Annotated in this window: 12 protein-coding genes and 3 pseudogenes; 5 read left to right on the plus strand and 10 right to left on the minus strand. The window is 62.6% G+C overall.

The features are described 5' to 3' along the window. Positions 1-22 precede the first annotated feature (22 nt). From traC to CD928_RS06575, 8 genes are read right to left on the minus strand one after another with little or no spacing between them, the layout of a single operon-like run. Entirely contained in the window at positions 23-2,569 is a 2,547-nt protein-coding gene (traC, locus tag CD928_RS06540; protein ID WP_095386328.1) for a type IV secretion system protein TraC, read from the minus strand. Then, a complete protein-coding gene (locus tag CD928_RS06545; protein ID WP_095386329.1) occupies positions 2,569-3,324 on the minus strand; it encodes a conjugal transfer protein TraV in 756 nt (251 codons plus the stop codon). Before CD928_RS06545 ends, traC begins: the two co-directional genes overlap by 1 nt. A 5-nt stretch (positions 3,325-3,329) precedes the next feature. Next, entirely contained in the window at positions 3,330-4,220 is an 891-nt protein-coding gene (locus CD928_RS06550; protein ID WP_095386330.1) for a DsbC family protein, read from the minus strand. Further along, positions 4,217-5,551 carry a TrbI/VirB10 family protein gene (locus tag CD928_RS06555; RefSeq protein WP_095386331.1) on the minus strand — a complete coding sequence of 445 codons (1,335 nt, stop codon included), beginning with the start codon at positions 5,549-5,551 and terminating at the stop codon, positions 4,217-4,219. The genes CD928_RS06550 and CD928_RS06555 overlap by 4 nt, the downstream gene beginning before the upstream one ends. Then, positions 5,544-6,302, minus strand: coding sequence for a type-F conjugative transfer system secretin TraK (locus CD928_RS06560; protein ID WP_095386332.1), 759 nt, complete (start codon positions 6,300-6,302; stop codon positions 5,544-5,546). The genes CD928_RS06555 and CD928_RS06560 overlap by 8 nt, the downstream gene beginning before the upstream one ends. After that, entirely contained in the window at positions 6,302-6,874 is a 573-nt protein-coding gene (locus CD928_RS06565) for a type IV conjugative transfer system protein TraE (RefSeq protein WP_095386333.1), read from the minus strand. Before CD928_RS06565 ends, CD928_RS06560 begins: the two co-directional genes overlap by 1 nt. A 12-nt stretch (positions 6,875-6,886) precedes the next feature. Then, positions 6,887-7,174 carry a type IV conjugative transfer system protein TraL gene (traL, locus tag CD928_RS06570; RefSeq protein ID WP_007013892.1) on the minus strand — a complete coding sequence of 96 codons (288 nt, stop codon included), beginning with the start codon at positions 7,172-7,174 and terminating at the stop codon, positions 6,887-6,889. Between the two features lie 26 nt (positions 7,175-7,200). Beyond that, the gene (locus tag CD928_RS06575; RefSeq protein ID WP_095386503.1) at positions 7,201-7,545 is read right to left on the minus strand and encodes a TrbC/VirB2 family protein; all 345 of its coding nucleotides are present in this window, start codon (positions 7,543-7,545) and stop codon (positions 7,201-7,203) included. A gap of 348 nt (positions 7,546-7,893) precedes the next feature. Here CD928_RS06575 and CD928_RS06580 point away from each other — a divergent pair, with 348 nt between their 5' ends. The 4 genes and pseudogenes from CD928_RS06580 to CD928_RS06595 form a co-directional block, all read left to right on the plus strand. Beyond that, complete coding sequence (locus CD928_RS06580; RefSeq protein ID WP_095386504.1) at positions 7,894-8,355, plus strand: transcriptional regulator; 462 nt, start codon at positions 7,894-7,896, stop codon at positions 8,353-8,355. Between the two features lie 49 nt (positions 8,356-8,404). Further along, positions 8,405-8,668: an AlpA family transcriptional regulator gene (locus CD928_RS06585; RefSeq protein WP_095386334.1), complete on the plus strand. Its 264-nt coding sequence runs from the start codon at positions 8,405-8,407 to the stop codon at positions 8,666-8,668. A gap of 431 nt (positions 8,669-9,099) precedes the next feature. Then, positions 9,100-9,857, plus strand: a protein-coding gene (locus CD928_RS06590; protein WP_095386335.1) for an IS5 family transposase whose coding sequence is annotated in 2 segments (ribosomal slippage) — positions 9,100-9,433 and positions 9,433-9,857 — 759 coding nt in all. Because the reading frame shifts where the segments join, the coding sequence is not laid out codon by codon here. A 494-nt stretch (positions 9,858-10,351) separates the two neighbouring features. Next, positions 10,352-10,792: pseudogene (locus CD928_RS06595) on the plus strand (excinuclease ABC subunit A); the annotation flags it as partial. Positions 10,793-11,216: 424 nt separating this feature from the next. On the opposite strand, the pseudogene CD928_RS06600 reads toward CD928_RS06595, so the two are convergent. Then, positions 11,217-11,390, minus strand: a pseudogene (locus CD928_RS06600) (IS3 family transposase); the annotation flags it as partial. Positions 11,391-11,477: 87 nt separating this feature from the next. Between CD928_RS06600 and CD928_RS06610 the strand changes: the two are divergent. Then, positions 11,478-11,678, plus strand: a pseudogene (locus tag CD928_RS06610) (transposase); the annotation flags it as partial. A gap of 82 nt (positions 11,679-11,760) precedes the next feature. On the opposite strand, the gene CD928_RS06615 reads toward CD928_RS06610, so the two are convergent. Continuing rightward, on the minus strand, positions 11,761-12,669 hold the full coding sequence (locus tag CD928_RS06615; protein WP_141237113.1) for a LysR family transcriptional regulator: 909 nt from the start codon (positions 12,667-12,669) through the stop codon (positions 11,761-11,763). Between the last annotated feature and the right edge of the window lie 19 nt (positions 12,670-12,688).

Here is a 12,688-nt window from a genome sequence, read left to right on the forward strand (position 1 = left end):
TATCCTTGGATAGAGGAAGAAGTCAGGTTCGATTGGCAAAGGCGATCCGTTCGATCGCGTCTGCAAGCTGATGGCCGCGCGCGATCTCGGCATCGATCGCGGCAAAGGTCTGGGGTGAGCTCGAGAACAGCGTCGCTGAATAGTCGTCGAGCACTAGCCGTCCGATGGCTTCGGTCTCCGGGCCCTTGATGAAGACTTCCGAATAGTCGCTGCCCGAGCGCTTCAGGCTGCGGATCAGGGTTTCGGTGCGATCGTCCATGTCGAGCCGCTTCGACGCCTTGAAATCGGCGATCGTCTCGGGCTTCTGTTGAAGGATCAGCATCCAGTCGCTGTTTTCCAGCGCAGCGGTCGCACCGTCCGACTTGTAATAGTCGTTGAGCGACTGCGTGGCGGTTGCGAGCGCCCCTCCATATTTGCGGCAGGTGCGGGCGTAGGTCTCGACGAACTCACCCATCGAGCCGCCCTTGAGCATCGACCACGCCTCGTCGATCAGGAGAAGCTTCCTTACCGAACGAGGGCTGCGGGTCATGGCCTGGCTGGTCATGAACATGATCGCCGAGAGCACGACCGCGCGCAATTCTTCGCGCGTGGCGAGATCGGACATCTCGAAGACGGTGAAGTCGGTATCGAGATCGAGGCTCGCCTGGCCTTCGAAGAAGGCGCCATAGGTGCCGCCCGCCATGTAGGGCGCGAGCGCGGTCGCAAGATCGCTCGCTGTCTCGTTGCCAAGACCGGCCAGCGCTTCGCCGACGCCGGTGATCGAGGCTGCTACGCCTAGGTCGTTCCAGACCATGTTGACCGCCCGGTCGATCAGGCCGCGCTCGGTATCGTTGAGCTGCGCGCTGTGCCGCGCCATCTGGCCAACAATGGCCTTGACCATGCCGAAGCAGTCGAGCCGGTAATCCTCGTCTTCGGCCGCGCGCTCGCCATCGATCATCGAGAACGGGTTGAGGCAGAAGCCTGCCTTCATGGTGAACTCGACAAACCGGCCCCCCTGCAGTTTTACCGAGTGCTCGAAGCTGCGCCCGTCGTCGATCACGACGACCTGCGCGCCCGCACCGCGCAGCGCCGCGCACATCTCCTGAAGCAGCACCGACTTGCCCGAGCCCGACTTGCCGCAGATCGCGACATTGTGGTTGCCGGCCTCGTTCTCGAATGGCGACCAGAAGAAGGGCTGGCCGCGCCGGCCCACGAACAGGAGATGCGGATGGACGCTGCCAAGATATTCGCCCTGCATCGGCGCGATATTGGCGGCGGTGGTCGAGAGCACGGTCTTGAAGCGCTTGAGACGCTCCATGTCGGCGCCAAGCCCGTCGGCCAGCGTCATCGGCATGGCTGCCAGCAGACCCTGGATTTGCAGGTAGCGCTCGTCGGCAAGGTCCCAGCCTGCCGCCTTGTAGATCGACTTGATCGCGCGTTCGTCCCGGTCACCGCGGCCGAGCGGCGAATAGGTCGTCAGGCCATAGAAGACACGCACGAGGCGGCGACCCTCCTGCAGCTCGGACTGGACGTGCTGCCATTCGGCGGCCTGCTCGCCGATCCGCGGCAGGAACCGTGCGCTGCGCGTTCCCGCAAGGCTGGTGGTACGCATGAACTTGAAGCCGGCCTTGGCCGAAGCTGCCTCCTGGTCAGGATAGACGAGGCACAGCATCGTCGCGGCCGGGCAGGGGAAGCGCAGCTTGTCGGTGAACATGTCGCCGATGAGCCGCGCGCACTCCCACGGCGCCCAGCGCTGGGGCATGTTGCGGGAGGAAAAATGCCGCACATCGAAGGCGTCGGGGTAGACCGTCCCGATCTCAGGAACCCCATCGTCAACCTTGCCGGTCGCCCGAAACCTCTCGGTGACGAGCCGCATCCGGTCTTCCAGGATGACGAGTTCGATATCGTGGCGGATCGCCTGCGCCGCGATCGCGTCATTGGGATTATAGGGCACAGCGTCGTCCTGCGGCGCGGTCGTTGGCGAGGTCAGGTCGTCGATGATCGCAATCAGCTGCTGCGGCTCGACTTCGGCAACGCCAAGGTTGAGCGACTTCAGCATCGCGATGAGGCCGTCGCGCGTCTGCTTGAGATCCTCGTTGCTCACCGCTTTGGCAGCGGGCACGCCGACCGAAACGATCACTTGATGATGCCGCGCATGGAACGGTGCATCCTGCGAACCCGATTCCCAGACGAGGCCGTAAAGTCGACGAGCGCGGTGGCGGGCAATCGCCTCGTAGACGCCGCCCTGGACATAGCGCGGCGCAAACCAGGGAGCGACGATCCGGCTGATGCGCGGGGACGCGAGATGCAGGACCTGAAGGCAGGCACCGGGTGGCAGACCCTCGGAGAAGAACGATCCAAGGATCTCGCCGGTACGCTCATCGGCACCGATCAACGGCGTGACAGCAAGGACAAAGCCCTTCGATCGCGCGTTGAAATAGAGCCGGCTCGCCGGATCATAGACCCGGTAAGGGAGCCAGTCCGACAGCAGATCGAGCATCAGGGCAGGCCGGTCATGTTCAGCGTGCTCGGCATCGCCCAGAAGCCCGGTGAGGAGCCGGTCGACAATCGTCTTCAGTTTCTCGGCCATCACTTGGGCTCCTTCTGTGCCTGAGCGGCGTTCTTCGCGGCCTCGATTGCCTCGATGGTCGGGAAGATCAGCGGGGCCTTGTCGGCAGAAGGCCGAGGGGCTCGATCATGCGGGGGCTGCGCCATGTCGAACCCCTCGACCGCCGGGGCTTTCGCTCCGGCAACGGCCTCGCGCGCCGTGGAGGGGAAGACCAGCGGCGAGGCAGAGGGGGTGTCCTCGAGTGAGGACGAAGGTTGAAAGGGCTGTCCGAGATCGAACGGCTCGGCTTCGGGCTGTTCGGCAGGCTGCTCGGCGGCCGTGCCTTCATGCGTATTGCTCGTTGCCTCGATCTGCGCCTGTACGGCTTTGAGCGTGCGGCGCAGCTGGCGCATCAGCGGCGGGGCGGTGTCCTCACCAACCTTGCGGCGCAGTTCTGCGGCCCAGCGCGGATTTTCGACGACTGCCCAGGCGACCGCATCGTCATGCAGCGTCCCGGTCTCATCGACATGGGCTGGAAACACGATCCTGAGCGTTCGCTCGGACGTCCGGGCCCGATCGCCTGCCGCGACCGGGACAGGCGCACGATCGTCGTTCTGGAGCGAGCCGGTTGCGGTCATGTCGCCGGTTGCGCGGGCGTCGATCACATGGCTGGGCGCGCAGTCGCCCTTGTGGGCACGGCAGGTGAAATCGCCTTCGATGTTGGTGCCGAAAGTCGCGCACGCGCTTGTCAGCACAGCAAGGCAGGCAGAGGCGAGAATACGGTGGGGAAATCGCATGACGATTATCCTTTCTTGGCCGGAGCGGGCGCGGCCGCTTTGGCGGGCGTGAGGAATTCGCGGAGCACGGAAGCGGGGCGATAGCCTTCGAGGATCGCGCCGTCGGACGGGCGCACGATGACCGGCGTGCCGTTGAAGCCTTGGCGCTTTGCAAAGGCTTCGTTGGCATCGAGCCCGCTTGTGTCGCAGGGTTTCGGATTGGCGAGGGCGAGACCCGAATAGGCCATGTGCAGCGACACCTCGGGGCGCGGCGAGCACAGCACCCGTTCGGCATCACGGCGGCTGTCGGCGCCGAAGATTGAAATGGGCCGCTCCTCGACCCGCGCGCCGATCGCCTTCAGTTCGGCTTCGAGCTTCTTGCAATAGCCGCAGTGAAAGTCGGAGAAGACGACCACCTTGGGACCATTTGCGGGACCCCAGGTGATCGCGCCGTTTGCGGGCAGACCGGCGAGCGACACCTTCTGCGGTGTGGCGCGCGGGCTGGGCTGGCTTTCTTCGCCAGCGTTGGTCCGCCGCGCCGCACCGGCAGCCAGCAGATCGGGGTTGAGCGCAAGGAGACGGGCTGCGGTCAGGTCCTGACGCGCTTCCATGTCGTAGATGCGCCCAATCACCAGATATTTGGCCGCGCGATCGACGTAAAACAGTGTCGATTTCGAGGCGACCTCGCACAGGCCGCCAAGGCCATCGCAGGTGATCGCATCGATCGGCGTCTTCGGCAGGCGCAGCTTGAGCGCGGCGCGCACCTTTGCCGTATCGGGAGCCTGGGCCGGGGAGGCGAGGCTGGCCACGCCCCAGCCCGTCGCTGCGGACAGGGCGATGACGGCGGCGGCGGACACAACCGGTCGCAGCCAGCGCCGCGGCTTGCTCGGGGTCGGGTTGTTTGCGGCGGGGGTCATTGGGAGTTCCTCACATAGACGCCGTCGAGGAAGACGATCTCGACATCGATGCCGGTCGGCATCTCGACGACGGGTTGGTATTGTTCGGCGCGCTCGATCAAATATTTGCTGACCGTATCGGCGGCATCCGCAGCGCCCTGGCCGAGCCCACCGCCGAGGATGTCGCCGGCAGAGAGCTTCGAGCGGGTGCCATCGGCATTGGTCGTGACGCCGGAGAAGATGCTGTTGGCGTTCGCCGAAAAGCCGCGCCCGAACCCGCCGACAATCCCGGCAAGCAAGGCCTGACTGACAAGGCTGCCCTCGCGGCTGACGACACGGCCACGCACGCCCGATTTTCCGGCGAAGCTTATGAAGCCTTTGACCTCGCTCACCGCGACGCGCCCGCCGGGCTGGTCGCAGGTCATCCGCGCCAGCTTCACATAGACCTTCTCGGACGAGAGATCGCCGCGCGCTGCGCCATTGACGATGCAGCCCTGAAGCCGCGTGGTCAGAACCTTGCCGTTCTGCATGACCGATCGCGCCGGACCGGTAATGCGCAGCACCACGGGAAGTGGATCGGTCTGGCTCGCGACGCCCGCCGACGCATCGACGCCGACGATGACCTTGGCCGGAGCATAGGAATTGGGCGGCAGATAGTCGGGCGAGTCCTCGACCACCACTGGCGGCGCTTCCGGGCGAGCCGCCCGCAGTCCGCTGGCTCCTGCCTTGTCGGAGGTGAAGCTCATGAGTTTGACTTCGCCGGGACCGGGGAGGCCGGTTTCGCTTGCGCCCAACGCAGCACCCGCAGGAGCAGGCTGAACCGGTCGACCGCGCGCATCATAGCCACCCGCCTGCGGGCCATAGGCCGGTGGCGGCAGGCTTGCGGTTGCCGGGGCGGCCTGGCTTGCGAGGCGCGACTTGAGATCCGCATTCTCAGCGGAGATCGCATCGATCGCGGCCTGGCCGTCGACCCGCATGGCCTGGTTTTCCGCCTTGAGCGCGGCAAGCTGGGATTCGATTTCCTCGCGCGGGAGGCTCGCGTCCTTCATCGCCTTCTGCTCGCGGGTCACGGCGTCGAGACGGTTGCCGTAGGTCGCGACGAACTCGCGCTGCGAAAGGTCGCGATTGATGAGCCCTGCCGTGTCGATGGTCTGCGCGGCGGTGGGATCATCGCTCTTCGCGTTGTCGTCGCCGCCCAGGATGAACCAGCTGCCGCCGACAAGCGCGAGTGCGCCCAGGGAGCCAAGCAGAAGCTTCTGCCGCCGTGCGGTCTTCGCGTTGAGGCTGGTGACTGGCGACGGCGATGCCGGATCGGCCTGTACCGGGGTTGAGATCGAGGGAGCATCAGTCATGGCCCAACCCTCCGTTCGAACCGACGATGAAGGCGACCGTGCTTTCTCCCGATTGGAGAGTGGGCTGGGCGATTGAGATCGCAAGGGTCCGGGACGACGCGAGATCCGCTTCGGCAAGCGTCAGCGGTTTGCGGCCACGGTTCGCCAGACGGATGACCTTCCCGCCGAGCGCGCTGCCGCGATAATCGGCGATCAACTGGACCTCGAGGTCGCCGACCCGTGCTGGAAGGGCCGAGGATTGCCTGACTTCGAAGCCATCGACCGTGCGGTCATTGGCCATGGCCTGGATCAGCCGCACCGCGCTCGTCTCCAGCGGCGTTTCGCTTTCCCAGCCTGCCGCCTTGTTCGTCGCGATCGCCGGGTTTGTGATGAAGACCTGCACTGCCGGGACAGGCTCGACCTGGCAGGAAACCTTGTAGACGAAGCCCTTCTTGGTCGTGGCGAAGAAGCTGATCGACCGCGCCGCAAAGGTCTCGGGCACCGACACATAGATGTCGCCGCGCAGCGGCTCGTTGGTGACCGCAAAATCGTTGTAGGGCGTTCCGGTCGAGATCTTCGAAACGCTGGCAAACTGGTCGTCGACAAGCGCGAAGCGCGTCAGCTCGCGGGCCGACACGGCGCATTCGATGCTGGCTCCATCTGCAGCCTGTTTGAACTGGTCGGCGGCCTGAGCGCCGCTTCCTGAAAATGCGAGGATGGTACTGGCACAAAGAGCCAGGCTCCAGGCGCGCGTCTTGCGTCGGTAAGCCATTACTGGGCCTCCTTCGTTGGGTCTTTGGGGGGCAACTGGCTGAAGCCTGACAGCGCGAGACGCAGGCCCCGGTAGGTCCAGTTGAAGCGGAAACGGCGTTCGTCGCTCGCGATGACCTGGGCGCCGACAAAGGTCTTGAGCGTGCCCGTCACATCGGAAGTCAGCATCTTGGGGTCGACGGTCATCGACCGGATGACGAAGGCCTGGGTGACATCCGAACCCCGTTGCTCTTCGACAATCCGGACGAGATCGGCCTTTAGCCGTCCGTAGCTGGCCGGATCGGCGAGCTTCAGGATCTCGTCCATCCAGTAGTCGAGGCCTTCGGGGCTGCGATTGAGGAGAACGAGCGCGGCATCGCGGGTCACGAGTTCGAGATAGTCGGCCTCGACCCCCGCGCTGCTGACAGTAAGCTGCTTGGGGAGCGTTGGCAGGAGAACGACTTCGCGGTCGCGGGTGGCAGCAAGGCTGACCGCTACGACGAGCGCAATGCCGAGCCCGGCGCTGGTGAGCGCAAAGAGGTTGCGCTGGCGCAGCAGCGACTGCTGACGCTCGTGTGAAATGTCGGCAAACATGGATATCTCCCCTCAACCGGCAAGCAGGCGGCAGTGGGAAGGCGGCGTCGATTTCAGGCCCAGCAATCCGGCCGGCAGATACCAATAGGCGGCATGGGCTACCCAGGAGCTGGCGCGTCCTGCTTTTGCCTTTCGCAGCGCGAACCAGGCGCCGAAGGCAACGATGATGCCGATAAAGATATGCTGGCTGAGGATCCCCCAGGTGAAGGGGATGAGCATCCCGGCGAACTCGTCGATGGTCCAGAAGCCGATGAGCTCCGGATCGTCGAGCCGACGCGGGATGATGTATGGGTCTGCCATGGCGACGCGCCTTCCCGTCCGATGCGTCAGATGACCGCGGTGACGACCGAGGTGACGATCGGAACACCCGTGCCGACGCCGATGCCGACACCGACCGGAACAGCGACCTGTCCGAGCGAGAACCGGCCCGAGGCGAGACCGATGAGGCCGCCTGCAAGGCTGAGGACAGTGATGATCTTGCCGCCCGAGCCTTCGAGGAAATCGGTGAATTTCGTGAGGGCAGGGGTGAAGGTCGTGTCGGCGCCCGCGTAGGCCGCGCTGGCGGCGAGGGCTGCGATTGCCAGCGGTACCGCGAAGGTCAGGACGCGCCCGAACTTCGAGGGGCGCTGGTCGATGGCGCCGGAGCGCCGGGAGAGGGTGAGAGACTGCATATGGAGCTCCATCTGGAGGGGTGAACCCAGCGTTCTTTCGTTCGCTGTGTGTTCCACATGCATCTAGGAAATCGATGTAGGAAAGTCAGATTGCCGGTGGGGCTGAAATGGCGGCCGGATATGGACGCATCAGTTGGACGGTGTCGGCGATCATAGGCAGAAACAGCCGCTTAACTCGTAATCAGCGTCGACGAATCCCGACAAAAGTGGCGGAGATTGTCGGCGAATCGGGCCAAAGGACCGATTCGCCTAGAAACGAGATGTTCTGCAATTGTTCTTTTCATTTTCCTACATCGATCACGCGCGATATGGCTACGACTCAGTTCCTCATCGTTGGAGTTTTTGTCGATGCACCAGCCCGCGCCATTCCGAGGCGAAGCCAACACCAGGCTCGCGCACATTCTTGCCCATGCAATCGAGTCGTCTGACAAGCCCAAGCATCAGATTGCCCGGGAAGTCGGCATCCACCGCGAGACCCTGCTTCGTGTCATGCGCGGCGACCGGCCGATCGGCCTTGATGAAGCCGCGCGCGTTCTCGATGTCTGCGGCGCCTTTCCCCGCTCCAGCATGATCCTCGCCTTGGCTGGTCAGGAGGATCTCGCCTGCGAATGGATGCGCAGCGAAATGGGAGAGTTTCTTGAGGACTTCTTCACGGCCTTGCCAGGTCAGCTAGAACGCACGCTTGGGCGACGCGTCGAAGATTTGCGACCCCGGTGGGCGAACGGCACTTCGCAGCTCGTCGCCCGCATGCTTGCCAAGCATATCGATGATTTTGCCAACCGCGACATTTCGATGGCGCTGCCGCGCTGATCCAATTCACCTCGGAGGGGACCGAGAAATTAATCCGACAGGAGCGATCATGAAGGCAGAACCCCAGCTTACCGATGACGGCGTGACTGCAGAACAGGCGTTGCCGCAAGTTCCCCCGCCAGCCAGGCTCTTGCGGCTACCTGAAGTCATGGACCGGGTCGGCCTGCGTCGTTCGGCCATCTATCAGCGGATGAGCGAAGGCCGCTTTCCGAAATCCCGCTCGCTCGGCCCCAAGTGCGCGGTATGGGTTGAGGCGGAAATCGACGAGTGGATTAAATCAATAGCGGACAAGCCGCATCGAGACGCCAGGTAAACTATCCCGAAAAATCATCGCGCTAATTTGCGGGCTTGGTTTATCGATACCCGGTGAGCGTTCCTCTCCATCCTGAAGACTTAAATAGGGAATTAGCGCTGGCTTCGCGATGGCTTTCAACGCGTTTGACCCTTCGCGTTCAATGCGCGCACTATTGGGTCTACCCGTGCCGAAGTAGATAAAAGTTCGGGGCTTTTGCCTTTGTGCCTCTCGGCTTCGCGGATATGATCGCATGACCGATCAGATTGCCGGTTAGTTGAACGGGCAACTCACTCGAATTCGAAACTCCCTCTTTCGAGACAATGATCGACGCTCCATGTCTGAGCACCGGGAGTTCCATGCCTTCCTAGGGTCCAAACCCAATCAGCCTCTTGAAAGTTTGCGCACACCTTGATTCAGAGGGTCCTCGCTGAATCAGGAGGTCCTTGGGTATGTCGCGTTCGTTGTTCTGGCTGTCGGATGAAGCATGGGCGGCGATCGAGCCGCACTTGCCGAAGAACCAGCCCGGAGCGCGACGGGTCGATGATCGCAGGGTGATCTCGGGCATCATCCACATGCTCAAGTGTGGTGGCCGCTGGGCGGACTGCCCGTCCGAATACGGCCCTTCGACGACGGTCTACAATCGCTGGAACCGGTGGAGCCGCCGCGGCATCTGGACGCGCATCCTGGCGGCGCTGACCGAGCAAGGCTGGATCGCGGAGACCGGCCAGATCGACAGCAGCTACATCAAGGCTCACCGCTCTGCCGGTGGCGCAAAAGGGGGGCGCGGGCCAATGCCATTGGCATCTCGCGTGGAGGCAGGACAACGAAGATCCACGCGCTTGTCGATGTTCTCGGAAGACCACTGCGCCTCGTCCTGACGCCCGGCAACACGTCGGATGTGAAGGGCGCGGACCTGCTGATCGGCGAGACCATCGGCATGAAGCGGGTGATCGCCGACCGTGGCTATGATGCAAACCGCATCAGGGTCGCCTTGCGTGAGCAGGGCACGATCCCTGTGATTCCCGGACGGCGCAACCGCAAGCGCCCGATCCAGTATGACGAACGCCGCTATAAGGACCGTTGGCGGGTCGAGGCCATGTTCTGCCGCCTCAAGGACTTCCGCCGCATCGCTACCCGCTACGACAAGCTCGCCAGAAACTTCCTGTCAGCCGTAAGCCTCGCTGCCGCCGTAGCATTCTGGCTTTGAACGAGTCTGGACCCTAGAGTTTCGGACGCCGTGAGGCGTCGGAAAGTCGGCGGTGCCCGAACCCGCGGGGCCCGGGGCGGTGGTCTATGGGGATTTGGACTTTGGGCTGTTCTGGGCGGTATCGGATGCTGCCGATATGCGGACGGATTTGAGAGCGGACCGGCTGCTTTTCGGGCGGCGAGGAGGGTGCGTAGAAGCGGACCGTCCGATTTTGGCGGCTGAGAGTCCGCTTCTGCGCGGGCTCGACGCAACGCCGGGCGTTCCCCGCGACAGGCGTGCAGCGGGGGCGATCGATGATATGCCGTGCCGGATCACGACGACGGGCTCCCGGAGGCTCACCAACCGCATGACGGACATGGCGAAGGGGCTGAAGCGCGACGCGCAGGTTGAATCCCTGCTGCGCAGCCGCACCCGCGAGCTGGGCATCAAGACAGAACTCGGTCGCGATCTGGCCCGCGACCTTGCCACTTCCATCTCGATGGAGCGGAGCCGGTCAAGGGCGCTGCCCTGTGTGCGAGGGCGAGGGATACGTCATGGTGGAGCTGCTGTTCCTGCCGAGCGTTTTTGCCCCGTGCTCGACCTGTCATGGCTCTCGCTACAACCCGCAAACGCTCGAAGTCGAATGGAACGGGCGCAATATCGCCCAGGTGCTCGAACTGACGGTCGACGATGCGTGCGATTTCTTCGCTGGCGAGGCATCTGTGATGCGCTCCCTCGACGTGTTGCGGGAGATCGGGCTTGGCTATCTGAGGCTCGGTCAGCCGGCGACCGAGCTGTCTGGCGGGGAGGCGCAGCGCATCAAGCTGGCGACTGAACTGCAACGCGCTCAACGCGGCAACACGATCTACATCCTCGACGAGCCAACTTCGGGGCTTCACCCCTCCGATACCGACCGGCTGATGCAACACTTGCAGGGCCTCGTCGATGCCGGCAATATACGGCCCTCGTGCGTGAAGCCCGTGTCCGACCCGATCTCCCCGAGCACCGTCACGCCTTCCGTGTGGCGGGTGAGCGCGAGCAGTGCCAGCCGTCTCGATCGACAGTGCCCAGCACGCGGGCGCCATCCGACAAATCCAGGCAATAGTCGCGCTCGCCATCGGCTGGCGGCAGGACATAGGTCAGCCGGACATCGCCAGACACAGTGAGGCGGTCGCCCCGGCACAGGACGTTGATAGACATTGGCAGCTCCGCGAATCGGTGAGCGACCATCGTAGCGCGCAGACTTTTTGTTCTCAATACGTTCTCACGCGGTCATGTTCCTGCCTATGCTGCGCACCATGTCGAGTCGCCCTGAAAAGCTCACCATGTTTGCTCTCTACGCTTTGGAGGACCTGGCGCCGCGTTCTGCGGCTCTCGCGTGCCTTCCTTGCGGCACAGCCCGGCAATGCTGTCATCACCGCGCAGGCCGTCGAGAACGATCCGGATCTTGTCTTCTGCGGAAAAATGCCGACGGGTCTTGCGGCGGATGGCCTTCACCACCCGCTCAGCGGGGGCCTTCACCGGCGATTTTGCATTGGAGGGTTTGGGCTTCATCTTCGTTCCTTCGTCACTACGACGAAGCCCAAACCCTCCTTAAATCACAACCTCAAATCTGTGCCATGGGCGCTGACGGCGGACAGGACGATCGAGATCATCAAGCGGTCCGACCACGCCAAGGGCTTCGAGGTCTTGCCCAGACGCTGGGTCGTCGAGCGGACCTTTGCATGGCTCGGTCGTAACCGGCGTCTTGCCTAGGAGTTCGAGCAGACCATCGCCTCAGCAACCGCCTGGCTCTTCATCGCCTCAATCCAACTCTTCACACGTCGCATCGCAAGACTATGAAATTACGCTGGATATTTTCAAATCAGACTCTCAGAGGCCGTCCGGAATTGCACCAAAGATGATGAAAGCTGGCAGGAGATCGTCAGGCCTCCTTGAAAAGTATGCTGACTTGCTGCCGGAGCCATTGATTTGCAGGATCGTTATGCGCCCTGGAATGCCAGACCGAGCTGATGGAATGCTTGGGCAGATCAACCGGGAATGGCATGCTTTTCAGTCCGAAAGCCTCGTCGATCACTGTGGTGTATTTTTCCGGTACGCAGGCGGCGAGATCGCCGACCGCTAGCAAAGGGGCAAGCGTCCCGAAGTTGGATGTCCAGACCACGATGTTGCGATCCATGCCCACCTTGAGCAATTCGGCATTCACGCTTGCCAATCCGGATCCCTCAGAGCGTACGCCAATCCAGCGACAGGCCAGCAGGTCCTCGCGCGGCGCTTTGCTCGAAAATATGGGATGATCTTTACGGGCCAAAATGCTCCAACCCTGATAAAATAGACGGAATACGAACATGTTCGTTATGAGATCGGGCCGAAACCCGAGAAGTATATCTACTTCACCATTTTCGAAAGAGTCGACAATATGTGGCCTGTTGTTTCTAACAAACTCTATAGTTATATCCTGTGATATGTCTCTGATATGAGAAATCAATTTTGGCCCAAAATACATATCTCCTAGGTCAGAGGTTGCGATTACGAAATGCCGTTTGTCGCGCCTGGGATCGAAACTCTCCGATGCCTCTATGGCGATTTCGAGCGTCTTGAGCGCGTAGGAGATCGGTTCGGCCAATTGCATGGCGTATTGTGTCGGGGTCATGCCACTCTTGGTGCGGACAAACAATTCATCGTTGAACAGCTCGCGCAGCTTTTTGAGCGCGTTGCTGACAGCAGGCTGCGAGATCCCAAGGATCTCGGCTGCCTCCACAACCTTTCTGGTTTGAAACACGCATTCGAAGACGCGCAGCAAGTTCAGGTCGACATCGCGAATCTTCACCACACCAACTTCCCTCAACCAA

It is taken from the genome of Sphingopyxis sp. GW247-27LB (assembly GCF_002277025.1).
Taxonomy (GTDB): Bacteria; Pseudomonadota; Alphaproteobacteria; order Sphingomonadales; family Sphingomonadaceae; genus Sphingopyxis.